13 protein-coding genes and 1 riboswitch are annotated in these 17,912 nt (G+C 70.1%); of the genes, 9 read left to right on the top strand and 4 right to left on the bottom strand.

The annotated features are described in order from the left end of the window. Position 1 precedes the first annotated feature (1 nt). On the bottom strand, positions 2 to 736 hold the full coding sequence (locus BGO45_RS03390; protein WP_292690945.1) for an NUDIX domain-containing protein: 735 nt from the start codon (positions 734 to 736) through the stop codon (positions 2 to 4). 98 nt (positions 737 to 834) lie between these two features. On the opposite strand from BGO45_RS03390, the gene BGO45_RS03385 reads away from it, so the two are divergent. From BGO45_RS03385 to gcvP, 4 genes are all read left to right on the top strand, one after another. Next, positions 835 to 2,010: a MarP family serine protease gene (locus tag BGO45_RS03385; protein WP_292690943.1), complete on the top strand. Its 1,176-nt coding sequence runs from the start codon at positions 835 to 837 to the stop codon at positions 2,008 to 2,010. 67 nt (positions 2,011 to 2,077) lie between these two features. After that, positions 2,078 to 2,172: riboswitch (glycine riboswitch) on the top strand. 157 nt (positions 2,173 to 2,329) lie between these two features. Then, positions 2,330 to 3,475: a glycine cleavage system aminomethyltransferase GcvT gene (gcvT, locus tag BGO45_RS03380; RefSeq protein WP_292690941.1), complete on the top strand. Its 1,146-nt coding sequence runs from the start codon at positions 2,330 to 2,332 to the stop codon at positions 3,473 to 3,475. Beyond that, positions 3,472 to 3,846, top strand: a complete 375-nt coding sequence (gene gcvH, locus BGO45_RS03375; protein ID WP_292690939.1) for a glycine cleavage system protein GcvH — start codon at positions 3,472 to 3,474, stop codon at positions 3,844 to 3,846. Before gcvT ends, gcvH begins: the two co-directional genes overlap by 4 nt. Further along, positions 3,843 to 6,722 (top strand): aminomethyl-transferring glycine dehydrogenase, encoded by a 2,880-nt coding sequence (gene gcvP / locus BGO45_RS03370; RefSeq protein ID WP_292690937.1) that lies wholly within the window; start codon positions 3,843 to 3,845, stop codon positions 6,720 to 6,722. The genes gcvH and gcvP overlap by 4 nt, the downstream gene beginning before the upstream one ends. Before the next feature lie 174 nt (positions 6,723 to 6,896). On the opposite strand, the gene BGO45_RS03365 is transcribed toward gcvP, so the two are convergent. After that, positions 6,897 to 7,853: a hypothetical protein gene (locus BGO45_RS03365; RefSeq protein WP_292690936.1), complete on the bottom strand. Its 957-nt coding sequence runs from the start codon at positions 7,851 to 7,853 to the stop codon at positions 6,897 to 6,899. 291 nt (positions 7,854 to 8,144) lie between these two features. Here BGO45_RS03365 and BGO45_RS03360 point away from each other — a divergent pair, with 291 nt between their 5' ends. Then, complete coding sequence (locus BGO45_RS03360) at positions 8,145 to 9,881, top strand: ABC transporter substrate-binding protein (protein WP_292690934.1); 1,737 nt, start codon at positions 8,145 to 8,147, stop codon at positions 9,879 to 9,881. Positions 9,882 to 9,896: 15 nt separating this feature from the next. Here the strand turns inward: BGO45_RS03360 and BGO45_RS03355 are convergent, their stop codons facing one another. Then, the gene (locus tag BGO45_RS03355) at positions 9,897 to 10,721 is read right to left on the bottom strand and encodes a CPBP family intramembrane glutamic endopeptidase (protein ID WP_292690932.1); all 825 of its coding nucleotides are present in this window, start codon (positions 10,719 to 10,721) and stop codon (positions 9,897 to 9,899) included. 161 nt (positions 10,722 to 10,882) lie between these two features. Between BGO45_RS03355 and BGO45_RS03350 the strand changes: the two genes are divergently transcribed. From BGO45_RS03350 to BGO45_RS03340, 3 genes are all read left to right on the top strand, one after another. Beyond that, positions 10,883 to 12,676 (top strand): ABC transporter family substrate-binding protein, encoded by a 1,794-nt coding sequence (locus tag BGO45_RS03350; RefSeq protein WP_292690930.1) that lies wholly within the window; start codon positions 10,883 to 10,885, stop codon positions 12,674 to 12,676. A gap of 153 nt (positions 12,677 to 12,829) precedes the next feature. Continuing rightward, positions 12,830 to 14,374 (top strand): ABC transporter permease, encoded by a 1,545-nt coding sequence (locus tag BGO45_RS03345; RefSeq protein WP_292690928.1) that lies wholly within the window; start codon positions 12,830 to 12,832, stop codon positions 14,372 to 14,374. 31 nt (positions 14,375 to 14,405) lie between these two features. Beyond that, complete coding sequence (locus BGO45_RS03340; RefSeq protein WP_292690926.1) at positions 14,406 to 15,455, top strand: ABC transporter permease; 1,050 nt, start codon at positions 14,406 to 14,408, stop codon at positions 15,453 to 15,455. Positions 15,456 to 15,475: 20 nt separating this feature from the next. On the opposite strand, the gene BGO45_RS03335 is transcribed toward BGO45_RS03340, so the two are convergent. Continuing rightward, positions 15,476 to 16,078 (bottom strand): PH domain-containing protein, encoded by a 603-nt coding sequence (locus tag BGO45_RS03335; protein WP_292690925.1) that lies wholly within the window; start codon positions 16,076 to 16,078, stop codon positions 15,476 to 15,478. Positions 16,079 to 16,140: 62 nt separating this feature from the next. On the opposite strand from BGO45_RS03335, the gene BGO45_RS03330 reads away from it, so the two are divergent. After that, entirely contained in the window at positions 16,141 to 17,895 is a 1,755-nt protein-coding gene (locus tag BGO45_RS03330) for an ABC transporter ATP-binding protein (protein ID WP_076490113.1), read from the top strand. The last annotated feature ends 17 nt before the right edge of the window (positions 17,896 to 17,912 follow it).

Here is a 17,912-nt window from a genome sequence, read left to right as displayed (position 1 = left end):
ATCAGTGACGGGACGTGAGAGGCCCGCGGTCGGCGAGCTCCACGTCACGGTTGTAGCGGTACAGGCGGGCGGGGCGGTGGCTTCCGGTGCGGAAGCGCTCGGTCGGGATCAGGGTGTCGGAGGTGTCGACCTGGCGTCGGAAGTTCGCCGGGTCGAGCCGTCGCCCGATGATCGTCTCGGTGACCTCGCGCAGATCGGCGAGGGTGAACTCGTCCGGCAGGAGTCCGTGCGCGATGCGGCTGTAGCCGACCTTGTTGCGCAGGCGCCACAGTGTGTAGTCGACGATGTGGTTGTGGTCGAAGGCGAGCGCGGGCAGCGCGGTCGCATCGAACCACTCGACGTTCTCGGGGGCGTCGCCCTCGCGCGCGTGGGCGGCCACTTGCGCGTCGACCTCGTCGGAGCGCAGCAGCGCCCAGTACACGATCGACACGACTCGTGTGGGGGAGCGGTCCACGGCCCCGAACGCGTAGAGCTGCTCCAGGTAGCTCGGTGTGAGCCCCGTCGTCTCCTCCAGGGTCCGGGATGCCGCGGAGTCCAGGCTCTCGGCCGGGTCGAGCCACCCGCCGGGGAGCGCCCACCGGCCGTCGTAGGGGTCGCGTGTCCGCCGGACGAGGGGAAGCGAGAGCACCGGCTCGTCGTCGGCGTCGCGGCGGACGCTGAAGATCACCGTGGACACCGCGACACGCACATCGGCGTCGCGGGACTCGGGCTCGGGGGTTCGTGTCATCGTGACCATATCTCCGTGGCCGATCTTAGTGTCATCGTGACACGAAGGGCAAAACGGGACTCTCCCAGCGCTGCCGCGTACCCTGGCGCTCGACTCTGGAGGTGCGGATGCCGCTCGTCGACATCGTGTTGATCGTGCTCCTCGCGCTCGCGCTCATCGTGGGCATCGCGCGCGGATTCCTCGCCACGATCGGCTTCTTCGCGGGGCTCGCCCTCGGTGGTATCGCGGCGTTCTGGCTGATCCCGTACGTCGGGCAATGGGTGACCGACCCGATGTGGCGCGGCGCCGCGATCGTCGCCGCGGGAGTGCTGCTGCTCCTGCTGGGCGCGGCGCTCGGCACCGCCGTGGGCAACGCCCTGCGTCGGGGCGTCGACCGCATCAAGCTGCGCGTGCCCGAGCGCATCCTCGGCGGAGTCGTCAACCTCGCCGCGGCCGCCCTGGCGCTGTCGTTCTTCGCCGGCACCCTCACCACCGCCGGTGTCCCCGTCGTCTCTGCCGCGCTGGCCTCGTCGAACGTCGTGCGCACGATCGACCGCCTGACCCCCGATCCGGTGCGCGCCGCTCTCGCCGAACTCCGCGGCACGGTGTTCGCCGACGGCATCCCGCGCCTCGGCGAGCTCATCCAGATCGGTTCCGTGCCGAGCGCCCCCGCCGTGGCGCTCGACGACCCGGCCCTCACGCAGGCCGCGCAGTCGGTCGCGCGCATCACCGGCACCGCCTACGCGTGCGGCATCACCGCGAGCGGATCGGGCTTCGTCGTCGCCGACGACCGCGTCGTCACCAACGCGCACGTCGTCGCCGGTGTCGACGCGCCGCTCGTCGAGCTCCCCGGGCAGGCGGCGAAGGAAGGGCGCGTGGTGTACTTCGACCCCATGGACGACCTCGCCGTCATCGCCGTCGACGGACTGGATGCCACTGCCCTCCCGGTCGTTCCCGCCCTCTCCGTCGGGTCGGCGGCGGTCGTGCAGGGCTACCCCTACGGCGGGCCCTTCACCTCCGGGAACGCCACGGTGCTCTCCGAGGGCACGGTGCCGGTCCCCGACATCTACGGCGACCAGTCCGCTCCCCGCGAGATCTACGCGCTGGGAGCCGTGGTGCGGCCGGGGAACTCCGGCGGGCCCCTGCTCACGCCCGCGGGCGAGGTCGCGGGCGTGGTGTTCGCCCGGTCCGAGACCGACGACGACGTCGGCTACGCCATGACCCCCGCCGAGCTCGCGCCCGTGATCGCACAGCTCGGATCGCTCTCCGCCCCCGTGGCATCCGGGAGTTGCACGACGCGGTGACGCGCCGACGGGCTGTGGAGGTGCGTCCCCTCGGATATGCTGGCGCCCACAAGTCCACACCGGCCCCATGATCGATGCGGGAGAGCTCCGGCGAACGCAGCCGGGCACCGAAGGAGCAAGCCTCCCCGCCAATCTCTCAGGTACGCGTACCGCGTCGATCGGGCCACTCTGGAAAGAGACCCGGGTGCAACCGGCCGGGTCCGCCGACGGTGAAAGCCCGCGTCCCCGCGACGCCCGGGCGAAACTCTCAGGTTCATGACAGAGGGGGAGTTCTCAGGCGTCGACCGGCGCCTGACCGTCCTTGCGAACGGCAGAACTCATGACCGACACCCCCGCTCCACCGCGCTCGTCCCCGCTGCACGATCGACACGAGACCCTCGGGGCCTCGTTCACCGACTTCGGCGGCTGGAACATGCCCGTGCGGTACATCTCGGACCTCGCCGAGCACCGTGCCGTCCGCGAGGCCGCCGGCCTGTTCGACATCTCGCACATGGCCGAATTCTGGGTCCACGACGGTCACGCTGCGGAGTTCCTGGACTACGCGCTCGCCGGCCGCGTCTCGACGATGAGGATCGGGAAGGCCAAGTACTCGCTCGTGCTCGCGGAATCCGGCGGCATCGTCGACGACGTGATCGTCTACCGCACGGGCGAGCAGTACTACCTCGTCATCGCGAACGCGGGCAACCGCGACGCGGTCGCCGCCGCGTTCGCGCGGGCGCGCGAAACCTGGCCGGCCGCACCGGCATCCGCGGACGGATACCCGACGGTGAAGGACGTCACCGACCGCGTCGCCCTCATCGCCCTGCAGGGGCCGCGCGCCCGTGGCATCCTCGAATCCGTTCCCGCGGTCACGATTTTGGGCACGCCGCTGGACGAACTCGGCTACTACGCCTTCACCGAGGGGACCTTCGACGGGGACTCGCTCTTCGTCGCGCGCACCGGGTACACCGGCGAGGACGGGTACGAACTGCTCGTGCCCGTGGATCGTGCCGCCGACCTGTGGGACGCCGTCCTGGAGGCCGGGCCCCCGGCGGGTCTGATCCCGTGCGGCCTCGCCGCCCGCGACACCCTCCGGCTCGAGGCCGGGATGCCCCTCTACGGTCACGAGCTGTCGCTCGACGTGGTTCCGGCGCAGGCGGGGCTCGGCCGTGTCGTCGCCGCGGACAAGCCCGCGTTCGTCGGTCAGGACGGCCTCTCCGCGGCCCCCGCGGACGCCCCGGTGCTCGTCGGTCTCGTCTCGGAGGGCAGACGCGCCGGCCGTGCCGGTTACACGGTCCTCCACGGCGACGACGTCGTCGGCGAGATCACCAGCGGGGCCCTCAGCCCCACCCTCGGCCACCCGGTGGCCATGGCCTACGTCTCCCCGGCCGCGGCCGAACCCGGCACCACCCTGACCATCGACGTCCGCGGTACACGCATTCCCGCGACCGTCACCGCCCTTCCCTTCTACCGGAGGAACGCATGACCGACCTGACCGCACTCCGCTACACCTCCGAGCACGAATGGATCGCCGTCGACGGCGAGGTCGCGACCGTCGGGATCACCGACTTCGCGGCCGAGAAGCTCGGTGACGTGGTGTTCGTCGAGCTCCCCGCCACCGATGCCGCCGTCGCCGCCGGCGACGTGTGCGGCGAGATCGAATCGACCAAGTCGGTGGGCGAGCTCTACGCGCCGCTGAACGGCACCGTCGTCGAGGTCAACGACGCCGTCGTCGACGACCCCTCTCTCGTCAACGCCGACCCGTTCGGAGACGGCTGGCTCATCAAGATCCGCCTCGACGGCGACCTGCCCGGCGACCTGCTCGATCGAGCCGCATACGAGGACCTCACCGCATGAGCCTGACCACAGCCCCCCGGACGGATGCCACGGCCCCCGCCGCGTTCACCGATCGCCACATCGGCATCGGCGCCCACGACCGTGCGCGCATGCTCGAGGTCGTCGGGTACGACAGCGTCGAACAGCTCGTGCAGACCGCCGTTCCGGCATCCATCCACGTCCGGCCCCGCGAGACGAGCGAGCTTCCGCCCGCCGCCACCGAGGCCGAGGCGCTGGCCGAACTGCGGGAACTGGCCTCGGCGAACCGCTCGGCGCGCCCGATGATCGGCCTGGGCTACTACGACACGTTCACGCCCTCGGTGATCCAGCGGAACGTGCTGGAGAACCCCTCGTGGTACACCGCCTACACGCCGTACCAGCCTGAGATCTCACAGGGGCGCCTCGAGGCGCTCATCAACTTCCAGACCATGGTCACCGACCTCACGGGGCTCGCCACGGCGAACGCGTCGATGCTCGACGAGTCCACCGCGGTCGTCGAGGGAATGCTCGTCGCCCGGCGTGCGTCCAAGGCGAAGACCGACGTCTTCCTCGTCGACGCCGATGCCCTGCCGCAGACCAAGGCGCTTCTGGCGCACCGTGCCGCCGCCGTGGGCATCGAGCTGGTCGAGACGTCGTACGACGGGGAGATCCCCGAGAGCTTCGGCGCCTTCGTGCAGTACCCCGGCGCCACCGGCCGCGTGTGGGACTTCTCCGACGTCGCGTCCGCCGTCCACCGCCACGGCGGTCTCGTCGTCGCCGCGGCCGATCTGCTGGCCCTCACGCTCCTGCGCTCGCCCGGCACCCTCGGCGCGGACGTCGCGGTGGGCACGACGCAGCGCTTCGGTGTGCCGCTCGGCTTCGGCGGTCCGCACGCCGGATACATGGCCGTGCGCGCGGGCCTCGAGCGCCAGCTGCCCGGGCGTCTGGTGGGCGTGTCGGTGGATGCCGCCGGCAACCCCGCGTACCGCCTGTCGCTGCAGACGCGCGAACAGCACATCCGCCGCGAGAAGGCCACCTCGAACATCTGCACCGCGCAGGTGCTCCTGGCCGTGATGGCCGCGATGTACGCGGTCTACCACGGGCCGGATGGCCTGCGCGCGATCGCGACGCGCGTCGCGCGGACCGCCGACTCCCTGGCATCCGCTCTGATCGCGTACGACCTGCACCTCGCGGCGGACGCGTTCTTCGACACGGTGCGCGTGCACGTCCCGGGGCGCGCGCAGGACGTCGTGGACCGTGCCCGCGAGCGGGGCTATCAGCTGCTGTGGGTCGACGACGCCACCGTGGGCGTCTCGGTCGACGAGACCACGACGGATGCCGATGTCGCCGCGATCGTGGCATCCTTCGGGCTTCCCGCCGAGGAACTGCCCGCGGGGGAGGCGCTGCGCGGGGTCCCCGAACGACTGCACCGCGAGGACGCCTATCTGACGCACCCCGTCTTCCACGCGCACCGCAGCGAGACGGCGATGATGCGGTACCTCAAGACGCTCGCCGACCGCGACTACGCGCTCGACCGCGGCATGATCCCGCTCGGCTCGTGCACGATGAAGCTGAACGCCGCGACCGAGATGGCGGCGGTGTCGTGGCCGGAGTTCTCGCGCGTCCACCCGTTCGCGCCCGAGGCCGATGTGCACGGGTACCTCTCGATGATCGAGCAGCTCGAACGGTGGCTCGCCGAGGTGACCGGGTACGACGCCGTGTCGCTGCAGCCGAACGCCGGCTCGCAGGGCGAACTCGCGGGTCTCCTCGCGATCCGCGGCTACCACCACGCGAACGGTGACGTCGAGCGGACCGTGTGCCTCATCCCGTCGTCGGCGCACGGGACGAACGCGGCCTCGGCGATCCTCGCCGGCATGCGCGTCGTCGTCGTCGCGTGCGACGAGGCCGGCAACGTGGACCTCGACGATCTGCGGGCGAAGATCGCCCAGCACGCCGCCGAACTGGCCGCCCTGATGATCACCTACCCGTCGACCCACGGGGTCTACGAGCACGACGTGCTCGAGATCACCCAGGCCGTGCACGACGCCGGCGGCCAGGTGTACGTCGACGGGGCGAACCTCAACGCCCTCCTCGGGTTCGCCCGCTTCGGCGACCTCGGCGGCGACGTGTCGCACCTGAACCTCCACAAGACGTTCGCGATCCCGCACGGCGGGGGAGGCCCGGGAGTGGGGCCGGTGGCCGCGAAGGCGCACCTCGCGCCCTTCCTGCCGTCGCACCCGTTCGCACAGCGGGCGGATCACGCGGGCGGCGTGTTCGACGGCGGGCCCGTGTCGGCCGCCCCGTACGGCTCGGCCGGCATCCTGCCCATCTCCTGGGCGTACGTGCGGATGATGGGCGCGGAGGGGCTGCGACAGGCGACCGCGGCGGCCGTGCTCTCGGCGAACTACATCGCCGCGCGCCTGCGCGCGCACTACCCAGTGCTGTACGCGGGCGAGGGCGGTCTCGTCGCGCACGAGTGCATCCTCGACCTGCGTCCGCTGAAGGAACAGACCGGCATCACCGTCGACGACGTCGCCAAGCGCCTCATCGACTACGGGTTCCACGCCCCGACGATGTCGTTCCCCGTCGCCGGAACCTTGATGGTCGAGCCGACCGAGAGCGAAGACCTCGCCGAGCTCGACCGATTCGTGGATGCCATGATCGCGATCAAGAACGAGGCCCTCGCGGTCGCCGCGGGGGAGTGGCCCGTCGACGACAACCCGCTCGTGAACGCCCCGCACACCGCGGAGGCGGCGGTCGCGAACGAGTGGCCGCACGCCTACCCCCGGGAGACGGCGGTGTACCCGCAGCGCTCGCTGGTGCGCGGGAAGTACTGGCCGCCGGTGCGCCGGATCGATCAGGCCTACGGCGACCGGAACCTCGTGTGCTCCTGCCCGCCTCCGGAGGCGTTCGCGTAGGTCGGCCCGGGACCCGGCCCGCCGGCCGGGCGCGGCGGCCCATCGCGAGGGCACCGGATCGCGAGGTCGCCGGACCGCGAGACTGCATCCCGCCGACATCTCCACTGCACGCTGGAGTGGAGATGTCAGGCGAGTGCAGTCTCGCGGTCGGGAGGAGCGGATCATCGTGCTGCGTCAGCCCTCGGCACGCAAGAGGCGTCCGAGTCCCGACAGCCGATGGAGGTCGGGCACGGAGTTCGGCGTGAGGCCGGCGGACAGCAGGATGTCGCGGAGACCCGACGGCTCGGCGACGTCGGCCCATGACCAGTGCGCGACCGTTCTCGCGCCGTGGCGGCGCAATCGACGGTCCCGTTCCTCGCGCGCACGCAGGGCCGCCCCCGGATCGCCGAATCGGCCGTCGTACTTGAGGTGCCCGTCGGCCTCGCCCGCCACTCGGATGTCCGGCCACCACATGTCCGTGCGGTCGCCGTCGTCGTCCGACGAACCGATCCAGCGCTGCAATTCGGGGGCGGGGAAGCCCCACCACTCCGCCGCCGCACGGCTCACCGACTCCAACGCGGACTCGGCTGCGCCGTCGGCGCGTGCGAGCGCCCAGCGCGCCTGGCGGCGACCTCGAGCGGAAGCGCGGTCCTCGTTGAGTGCCCCCAGCGCCGCCGCGGCGGCTGAGCCCCGGCGGATCGCGGCATCCGCCGTGACGAGACCAGCAGCCGGATGACGGAGCCGCGCGATATCGATACAGGTGTCGGCCGGTGAAGTGAGCAGGATGCCGCCCCGCTCCTCGACGACACGGTCGGAGTGGGCGCTCGTGTGGACACGAACGCCGCTGACGCGACGCGATGTCGCCGTATCGCTCGCGAGCACGTGAACGGCGTCGATCTGCCCCACCACCGGAAGTCCCCACACGAGGGCCGCGGACTCGAGACAGAGCACAGCGTCGGGATGCCGGAGGAGGTGCGCGTGCACTCGAGCGAGATCGCGTTCCCAGCGAGGGAGCGGATGCCAGTCGCTCGCCGCCGCGTACACCCCGCGGAGCACGGGCACCATCTCGCCCCGGCGGATGCTTCGCGTCGAGTGGGTCAGTTCGGTCGCCCGCAGAAGCGGGATCGGCGTCGCGCTCGGTATCGATGTCACGACCCCAGGCTGTGGCATCCACATCCACCTCTCGGTGCTGTCCACAGGCCCGGGCTCACTCCGTCCGCGTGTGGAGGAAGGGTCCGCCCGCCCCGCCCGTCGCCGAGACTGCATCCGCGTGACATCTCCACTGCAGCCTGCAGTGGAGATGTCACGCGCGTGCAGTCTCGCGGTTCCCGGGACCCGGCCCGCCGGCGTGGCGGGGCGGTTCCCGGGACCCGACCCACCCGTATGGCGGCCGGGCGCGGCGGCCCAGGGGAACCCTCAGGGTCGATTGGGTAGGGTGCCCCTGTGCACCTCGGGCAGTACCAGCAGACCTCGATGACATCGCGACGCCGCCTCGGCCGGTTGGGGATCCTCGGCGTGGCCGCCGCCGTCGCGCTGGCCGGGTGCTCGGCGCCGGAACCCGCCCCTGAGGAGCAGCCTCCCGCCCGGACGACGCTCACGATCGGCGTGGTCGGCACTCCCACGAGCTTCAACTCCGAGACCGCCCACGGCGACACGGCCGCCAACCGCGCGATCGCCGCCCTCATCGACGAGCACCTCGGCACGCTCGACGGCGACCTGCAGGTCATCCCCAACGACGGGCTCGGACGGATCACACGCATCGAAGGCGATCCGCTCACCGTCAGCTACGAGCTCTTCCCCGACCGCGTCTGGTCGGACGGTACGCCGATCACTCTCGACGACCTCATGTTCGGGTGGGCTGTGTCGTCGCACTACTTCGACGATGCGACCTACGACGAGGCCGGAGCGGTCGTCTCCGGAACGTGCTACTTCGAGACGGCGAGTCTGCCGGACCCGAATGCCCGGACGTCACGTCCCACCTTGGACCGCGCCGCCGACACCCTGACCCTCACCTACGACGAGCCGTTCGCCGACTGGAACCGCCAGTGGCTGCTCGACCGGCCGGTGCACGTCGTCGCGGCGAAGGCCGGAGTGACGGTGCGAGACCTCATGACGGCGATCCTGACCACACCCGAGGGCGATCCGTCCGCACCCGTCGCACCCAACCCGGTGCTGGCCGCCGCCGCCGCCGCGTGGAACACCGGGTTCGACGCCACCGGAGGCGCCCTGGATCCGGCTGCCGCCGTGGCATCCGGCCCGTGGACGATCGGTGAAGCCACGACGACGTCCATCTCGCTCGCGCGCCGCGATGACTACCAGGGCGGCCACTACCCGGCTCTCGAAGGCGTGACGATCCGGTTCTTCCCCGACCAGGCGGCGCAGGTCGCTGCGGTCGCCGCCGGCGAGGTCGACGTGGCCAACATCGGCGATCCGGATGCGACCGACCTCAAGACCCTCGCCGACGCCGGCGTGACCGTGACGACCGGTCCGACGGCGCAGACACTCCAGATCCGGTTCGCCGACGCCACGCCGGACGCGCTGCGCCAGGCGATCAGCCTGTCGCTGGATCGGGATGCCATCGTGAAGGAGGCGCTGGGCGAGGTCCGCCCCGACGCGCGGCCGCTGCAGTCTTTCCTCTCCTCGCCGGCGACGGGGCCGACGTATCGGGAGCTCACGTCGGGGAACGGAGCCCCGGGGACGGGGAGCGACGCCGGAGCGGCACGCGCCGCGTTGGACGACCGGCCGGCCGTGCTCCGTGTCGCCTACGACGCATCCGATCCCGTCTCCGCGACGGTGTTCTCCCAGATGGTGGCGATGGGCGCCGAGGCGGGTATCGCGGTACGCGCAGCGACCACGACCGAGACCCCGGATGCCACCCTCGCCTGGGTCGGCGAGGACGAGAGCCTCTATCGCTCGGCGCGAGACCGCCTGGCCGAAGGCGTCACGACCGTCGAGGCCGAGAAGACCTTCGACAAGATGACCCGCGACACCGATCCCGTCGATGTGCTCGCCGCCGCGAAGGAGATCGATCGAGCCCTGTTCGACGCCTACGCCGGAGTGCCGCTGCTGGAGCGCACGGGAGCCGTCGCGGTCGGGAAGGGCGTCGGGGGAGTCACCTACACGTCGGAACCGAACGGCATCCCACCGTCGTTCTGGACCTGGACGCCGCCGGCTCCCTGAGCCCGCGAGCAACGCTCACGCCGACGGGCTCGGGGACGGCGACGGCGGCGCGAACACGCCCGGCCACCAGGCGGCGGCGAGCGGATATCCGACGAACGCGATCACGTCGATGAGAGTGTGGGCCACCACGAGCGGCATGACGCGTCCCCAACGTCGGTAGCACCAGCCGAAGACCAACCCCATGACGACGTTGCCCAGAGCCGAAGGCCAGCCCTGGTAGAGGTGATAGCTGCCGCGGAGGAGCGCGGTCGACACGATGATCCCCGTCCAGGACCACCCGAGGCGCCGCAGACGGTCGAAGAGGTAGCCGAGGAAGATCACCTCCTCCGTCAGTCCCGCGCGCAGAGCCGCCAGGACCAGCAGGACGATCACCCACCACGACGAGTCCAGCGGCGCCGGCACCACGGTGATGCTCTGGCCGAGGAGACGGCCGACCGCGTAGACCCCGATACCGGGAACCCCGATGAGGGCGACGAGCGCGAGGCCCCGCAGGACGTCCGAACCGAACCGACGGAAGTCCAGACCGATGCGGCGGAGGGCGTTGTCCGCGGGCTCCCACAGCAGGTAGACGGCCAGGGCGACCAGCGCGAGCGAGAAGAAGATGCCGAGGAACTGGTAGACCGCGTCCCAGAACGGCTCGTCGCTGCGCGACGGGTTCAACTGCGTCTGCTGCTGCGAGATCGGCGCCCGAGTCGCGGCGCGGATGAACGAGACGACGGAGTAGATCGCCGATTGACCGACGCTCACCAGGAGGACGAGCACGATCTCCCACGGGAGCCTTCGACGGCGGAAGGCGTCTTGTTCGATTCCGGGATCGGATACGCCCAGGGTGCGCGGCATGTTGTCAGATTGCCACATGCAGCGGGCTTCGAATTAAAGGTATGTAACGGTTTCCCCAGGAGTTTTGACCAACGCAGAGCGTTTACCTATCGTTTCCGTATCCACGGCCCCCCGCTGTCCCGGCAGTTCGGGGTGCCGTCAAACCTTGCACAGGAGGCAAAGTGTCTGAAAAGACTCGGCGCACGCGCGCCCTGGCGGCGGGAGCAGGTGTCGCCGTTGCGGCGCTCGCGCTCGCCGGCTGCACCACCACCGCCACGCCCGACGCGGGCGCGAGCAGCGGTGGCACCATCACCATCGCCACGACCAACGCGTTCACCTCGTTCAACGGCGACACCCCCGAGGCGAACCTGGACACCAACGGCATGGTGGGCTACCTCACCGGTGTCAGCGGTGGCCTCGGTCTCGGCGGCTTCCAGCGCCTCGACAAGGACTTCAGCGTCCTCGACAACACCGACTTCGGCACCTACGAGAAGGTCTCCGACGACCCGCTCACGGTGAAGTACACGATCAACGAGGGCCTCACCTGGTCCGACGGCGAGCCCATCAACGCCGACGACATGCTCGTCAACTGGGCTATCAACTCGGGCTACTACGACGACGCCAAGCTCGACCCCGCCTCGGGCGAGGTCACCAACGGCGGCACCCAGTACTTCACGCTCGCCGGCTCCACCGCGGGCCTGGACACCACGGCGTTCCCGACGATCAGCGACGACAACATGTCGATGACCCTCGTCTACTCGAAGCCCTTCGTCGACTACGAGCTCGTCAACCCCATCGGCAAGCCCGCCCACGTGCTCGCCGAGAAGGCCGGCGTCTCCGAGGCCGACTTCATCCAGCTCCTGAAGGACACCCCCAAGGGCAACCCCGACGCCCCGGTCGCCCCCAACGCGACGCTGAAGGCCGCGGCGGACTTCTGGAACACGGGCTACGACGTCACGGCCATGCCGACCGACCAGAGCCTCCTCGTGGCGAGCGGTCCGTTCATCGTGACCGACTTCACCCCCGAGCAGAGCATCACGCTGGGCAAGAACCCCAACTACAAGGGCAGCATGTCGCCCAAGTACGACCAGCTGATCATCCGCTTCATCGGCGACGCCAACGCGCAGGTCACGGCCCTCCAGAACGGCGAGGTGCAGGCCATCCAGCCGCAGGCCTCCGCCGACACGCTGACGGCGCTCGAGAACGCCAACGCGAAGGTTCACTCCGGCAGCCAGCTCGCCTACGACCACGTCGACCTGAGCTTCGCCGGCGTGTTCGCCGACGCGAACGTCCGCGAGGCGTTCCTCAAGACGATCCCGCGTCAGCAGATCCTCGACTCGATCGTCAAGCCGGTCAACCCGGACGCCGAGGTGCTGAACTCGCAGATCTTCCTGCCGACCGACGGTGACCAGTACACCACCGCCGTCGCGGCCAGCGGCTACGACAAGTTCACCGAGCCGGACATCGAGGGCGCGAAGGCGCTGCTCGCCGGTGCGACCCCGACGGTCCGCATCCTCTACAACACCAACAACCCCAACCGTGTCGACAGCTTCCGCGCCATCCAGCAGTCGGCGCAGCAGGCCGGATTCAACATCGTGGACGCCGGTTCGCCCGACTGGAGCTCGCTCCTGGGCAGCGGCAGCTACGACGTCTCCATCTTCGGATGGGTCTCGCCCGGTGCCGGTAACGCGGCTCTCCCGCAGATCTTCAAGAGCGGCGGCGGCGGAAACTACAACAACTACAGCAACGCCACCGTCGACACCCTCGTCGACGAGAGCCAGGTGTCGCTCGACCCGGCCGAGCTCGCCGACATCAAGGTGAAGATCGACGCAGAGACGGCGAAGGACTTCTACGGTCTGCCGCTGTTCCAGTCGCCCGGTCTCTTCGCTGACAACGGGTCCATCACGGGCGTCGACTACTTCGGCGGCCAGACGGGCATCGTGTGGAACGCGCAGGAGTGGACGCTGGCGGGTTGATGACCCGCTGATCCCTCGTGAGGCGCCGGAGTCGCTCGGCTCCGGCGCCTCACTTCGTCTGCGCGCGGTGCGCCCCACCCCCGCGCACGCGCGACTATCCTTTCCTGGGCGCCTACAGGCGTCCGTCACCCGATCGAAAGAAGTCCTCCCGCGATGGTCGGATTCATCCTCAGGCGCATCGCCGTCTCGATCCTGGTCCTCCTGGCTGCGTCGTTCATCATGTACGTGCTGGCCGCCAACTCCGGCGACCCCCTGCAGGACCTGCGCGACAGCTCCGCCGCCAACCGCGATCAGCTCATCGCCGCGCGTGTCGCGGCCCTCGACCTGAACGTCCCCGTTCCCCTGCGTTACTTCCTCTGGCTCGGAGGCGCCGCCGGCTGCCTCATCCCGTTCGCCGGTACGTGCAACCTCGGTCTCACGATCTCGAACGCCGCCGTCCTCGACATTCTTCCGACCGCGATCGGATCGACCCTCCAGCTCGTCACAGCGTCGTTCGTGCTGGCCATCGTCCTGGGCATCGTGGTCGGCGTCGTCTCCGCTCTCCGTCAGTACAGCGGGTTCGACTTCGGGATCACCCTGCTGAGCTTCTTCCTCTTCTCGCTCCCGTCGTTCCTCGTCGCCGTGCTCCTGAAGGAGTTCCTGGCACTGGGCTTCAACAACTTCCTGGAGTCCACGACCGCCATCCCGGTCTGGCTCATCGTCGTGCTGGGCGTGGTCATGGCCGTCGTCTGGCAGGCCATGATCGGGGGAGACGCCCGTCGACGGCTCATCGTCGCGGGTTCCGCGGGCCTCGCGACCGTCGCGCTGCTGGTGTACTTCAACCTGACCGACTGGTTCCGCAACCCGGGCCTCGGCCCGGTCGGCCTCCTGCTGCTGATCGCCGGCATCGTCGTGATCACGACCGCGCTCATCGCGGGTCTGCAGAATCGCCGGGCGCTCGTCGTCGCGGCCCTCAACGGTGCGATCGCCTACGTCTGCTACTTCGCCCTGCAGGGCCTGTTCGACATCTCGACCTTCGCGACGATCATCATCCTGGGCGTCGTCGCGGTGGCCGTCGGGCTCATCTCGGGCTACGTCCTCGGTGCTCCGGACCGCGGCATGGTCGCGCGTATCGGCGCTCTCGTGGCCTTCCTCTCCGGCGCGCTCGTCGTGCTGGACCGCTACATGCAGTCGTGGCCGCAGTACGTGAACAACCCGCGCATCAACGGCCGGCCGATCGCCACAGTGGGCGCCGCCACCCCGGGATTCAGCGGTGACATGTGGATCACCGGCATCGACACGTTCACCCATCTGTTGCTGCCGACGATCTCCCTGCTGCTGATCTCGTTCGCCGGGTACACACGCTACGCGCGTGCCGGAATGCTCGAGGTGATGAACCAGGACTACATCCGCACGGCACGGGCCAAGGGTCTGCCCGAGCGGACCGTCATCCTGCGCCACGGCCTACGGAACATGCTGATCCCGATCGTGACGCTCGTCGCGACCGATGTCGGCGCGCTCCTGGGTGGTGCCGTCATCACCGAGCGGGTGTTCGCGATCTCGGGCATGGGGGCGTTGTTCGTCACGTCGATCCAGCGCGTGGACGTGAACCCCGTCATGGGGTACTTCCTCGTCATCGCCATCACGGCGATCGTCTTCAACTTCCTGGCCGATCTCGCCTACGCCACGCTCGACCCCCGCGTGCGAGTGGTCGCATGATCGCCGCCGTCCGAATCCCGGAGGTCTCCCGATGACCCAGATGCTCCCCGAGCCCGCCCACGTCGATGCGCCGCCGCCGGCCGACGAGCGCCACACCGTCGGCGTCAGCCAGGGACGCCTCATCCTGCGGCGTTTCCTCTCGAACAAGGTCGCCGTCGTCTCCGGCATCCTGTTCGTGCTCCTCGCGATCTTCTCGATCTCGGCGATCGGCCTCGGGCCGATCCCGGGGTGGTGGAAGCACGACTACACCTCGCTCAACCCGCAGAACGACGGCGGAGCGCCGACGCTCACGCTGTGGCCGTTCTCGTTCGGGGAGCACCCGTTCGGTCAGGATCGCATCGGCATCGACTATTTCGCGATGACGATGCGCGGCATCCAGAACTCCATCCTGGTGATGATCATCATCAGCGTCGTGGGAACCGCCGTCGGCACCGTCATCGGCGCCCTCGCCGGCTACTACCGCGGGTGGATCGACGCGGTCCTCATGCGCATCACGGACGTGTTCATCGTCATCCCGATCATCGTGATCGGTGCCGTCGTCGGCCGTGCGACCGGTGGCCTCGGTGTGATCCCGCTGGCGTTCTTCCTCGCGATGGTCTCGTGGACGACGATCGCCCGCCTCGTGCGAGCCGAGTTCCTGTCGCTGCGCGAGCGCGAGTTCGTCGAGGCCGCCCGTGTGGCCGGCGCCAGCGACGCCCGCATCATCTTCAAGCACATCCTGCCGAACGCGATCGGCGTGGTCATCGTGGCGGCGACGCTGCTGGCCGCCTCCGCCATCCTCCTCGAGACGGCGCTGAGCTACCTGCAGCTCGGCGTGCGCCCGCCGGACGTGTCGCTCGGCCTCATCATCTCCGACAACCAGTCGGCGTTCCAGACGCGGCCCTGGCTGTTCTGGTGGCCGGCCGTGTTCATCGTGCTGCTCGCCGTCCTGGTGAACTTCGTCGGCGACGGCCTGCGGGACGCGTTCGATCCTCGCCAGAAGCGGTTCTCGCTGCGCCGCACGAAGGAGCAGGCCGCCCCGTCGACCACCGCTCCCGCCAGCATCGAGGGACGCACGCACCCGGAGACGCCCTCGTCATGACGACGGGCATCCTCGCGATGTCAGCCCAGGACGATCGCCAGCACGACGCCGACCGCCCCCGCGGCCAGCAGCAGAAGGTTGTCGACTCGCGGGCGGACGCGCACGGGAACCGTCTCGGCGATGCCGGCCTCGACACGGCCGGCATCGCGCAGGGCGTGCCAGCGGTCGCGCACCAGCGCCGCCGCCCGGCCGGAGTCGGTCGTGGGCAGCTCTCCCGGACGCGTGCCGGGGGAGGTCACGCCCTCGCTCCGGCGGTGCGCCCGCGCGGCGCGCAGCGAGCCGGTGGCACCGGGCGCGGGTGCGGCGGTCACGCCGATGCGTCGGCCCGGCGTGTGCAGCTGGAGCGAGTAGCGGGTGTCGACGTGGATGAGCGCGGCCCACGGCACCTCGTACGCGAGCGCGATGTTGTCGACCCGGACGCCGTCGTCGTCGATGGTGACCGCGGGCGACCACAGGATGCCGTAGACCAGCGCGGCGCAACCGAGCGCGCCGACGATGACCAGGACGGGCGACACGGTCGCCGCGGGAACGGCCAGCAGGCCGATCGCGACCACGGCGATCAAGGCCCACAGGATGCCGCACAGGATGCGGGTGAACGTCGAACGGAACGTCTGGCGTGGCATCCCCCGATTCTTCCATTCCCCGATCACTCACTCCCGCTGTGCGGGACGGAGAGGACAGCCTCATGAGCACGACCGAGAACACGGGCGTTCCTGCGCTCGAGATGACCGACGTCAGCGTCGACTTCGCGGTGGACGACGTCTGGGTCCCCGCGGCGAAGAACCTCACCTACTCCATCGCTCGCGGTCAGGTCGTCGCCGTCGTCGGCGAGTCCGGGTCGGGCAAGAGCGTGAGCTCGATGGCGGTGCTCGATCTGCTGCCGCGGAACAGCCGGGTGCGCGGAAGCATCAAGGTCAACGGCCGCGAGGTCACCACGCTCAGCACGAACCAGATGCGCCAGCTGCGCGGCCCCGAGGTCGCGGCGATCTTCCAGGAGCCGATGACGGCGCTGAACCCGGTGCTGACGGTGGGATCGCAGATCATCGAGGCGCTGCGCGCGCACACGACGATGGCGCCGTCCGAGGCGAAGTCGCGGGCGCTGGAGCTGTTGGACATGGTCGGGCTGCCCGACCCGCAGAAGGCGTTCGCGTCGTACCCCCACCAGCTGTCGGGCGGTCAGCGCCAGCGCGCGATGATCGCGCAGTCGATCAGCCTGGAGCCCGCCCTCCTCATCGCCGACGAGCCGACCACGGCCCTCGACGTCACGGTGCAGGCCGAGATCCTCGACCTGATCCGCGACCTCCGCGACCGCCTCGACTCCGCGGTGCTGCTGATCACGCACGACATGGGTGTCGTGGCGGACCTCGCCGACTGGATCGTCGTGATGAAGGCGGGCGAGGTCGTCGAGCAGGGTCCCGCCGCGCGGGTGCTCGGCGATCCGCAGGACGCCTACACGAAGGAGCTGCTGGCATCCGTCCCCCGTCTGGGCGAGACGCTCGAGGGAGAGGCCACCGTCGACGTCGTCGAGTCGCTGGCCGCGGCCGTGGCCAGCGGGCCGGCCCGTACCGAGACGCTCCGTCTGGCCGCCGAGGCGCCGGAGATCGCACATCCCGTGCTCTCGCTCGAGAACGTGTCGATCGAGTACGGCAAGAAGGGCCGGGTCGCCGCTTTCCGTGCCGTCGACGACGTCACGCTCGGCATCGCCGAGGGCGAGATCGTGGGCCTGGTCGGCGAGTCCGGTTCGGGCAAGTCGACCATCGGTCGCGCGGCGATCGGGCTCCAGCCGATCGCCGACGGGCGCCTGATCGTCGACGGCGTCGACATCTCCAGCGGCTCCCGCAAGCTCATCAAGTCGCTGCGCCGCCGCGTCGGCATCGTGTTCCAGGACCCGTCGTCGTCGCTGAACCCGCGCCTGCCGATCGGCGAATCGATCGGGGAGCCGCTCTTCCTCGCCGGCGAGGCGAAGGGTGCGGCCCTCGACGCCCGCGTCGAGAAGCTCCTCGACGAGGTGCGCCTCCCGCGCAGCTACCGCAACCGCTACCCGCACGAGCTCTCCGGCGGTCAGAAGCAGCGTGTCGGCATCGCCCGCGCGCTCTCGCTCCAGCCGCGTCTGCTCGTCGCCGACGAGCCCACGAGCGCACTGGACGTGTCGGTGCAGGCGCGCGTGCTCGAGCTGCTCAGCGAGCTGCAGCAGGAGCACCGGTTCGCCTGCCTGTTCATCAGCCACGACCTGGCCGTGGTGGATGCCATGGCGGACCGCATCGTCGTCCTCAACCGCGGCAAGATCGCCGAGCAGGGCACGCGCGATCAGATCCTGCGCGCTCCGAAGGAGCCGTACACGCAGCGCCTCATCGCGGCCATCCCGGTGCCCGACGTCGAGGTGCAGGCGGCCCGTCGCGAGCTGCGGCACGAGCTGCTGAAGAACACCCCGGCGTCCTGACCCGGCGTCTCGAGGGG

The organism is Microbacterium sp. 71-36 (genome assembly GCF_001898305.1).
GTDB lineage: Bacteria > Actinomycetota > Actinomycetes > Actinomycetales > Microbacteriaceae > Microbacterium.
This window is presented reverse-complemented; position numbering and strand designations above follow the sequence as displayed.

Bases quoted from the DNA above. Each gene is read 5' to 3' on its own strand.
- BGO45_RS03390 (WP_292690945.1), bottom strand. From the start codon at position 736: ATGGTCACGATGACACGAACCCCCGAGCCCGAGTCCCGCGACGCCGAT.
- BGO45_RS03335 (WP_292690925.1), bottom strand. From the start codon at position 16,078: ATGCCACGCCAGACGTTCCGTTCGACGTTCACCCGCATCCTGTGCGGC.
- BGO45_RS03340 (WP_292690926.1), top strand. From the start codon at position 14,406: ATGACCCAGATGCTCCCCGAGCCCGCCCACGTCGATGCGCCGCCGCCG.
- BGO45_RS03345 (WP_292690928.1), top strand. From the start codon at position 12,830: ATGGTCGGATTCATCCTCAGGCGCATCGCCGTCTCGATCCTGGTCCTC.
- gcvT (WP_292690941.1), top strand. From the start codon at position 2,330: ATGACCGACACCCCCGCTCCACCGCGCTCGTCCCCGCTGCACGATCGA.
- BGO45_RS03330 (WP_076490113.1), top strand. From the start codon at position 16,141: ATGAGCACGACCGAGAACACGGGCGTTCCTGCGCTCGAGATGACCGAC.
- BGO45_RS03355 (WP_292690932.1), bottom strand. From the start codon at position 10,721: ATGCCGCGCACCCTGGGCGTATCCGATCCCGGAATCGAACAAGACGCC.
- BGO45_RS03385 (WP_292690943.1), top strand. From the start codon at position 835: ATGCCGCTCGTCGACATCGTGTTGATCGTGCTCCTCGCGCTCGCGCTC.
- gcvH (WP_292690939.1), top strand. From the start codon at position 3,472: ATGACCGACCTGACCGCACTCCGCTACACCTCCGAGCACGAATGGATC.
- gcvP (WP_292690937.1), top strand. From the start codon at position 3,843: ATGAGCCTGACCACAGCCCCCCGGACGGATGCCACGGCCCCCGCCGCG.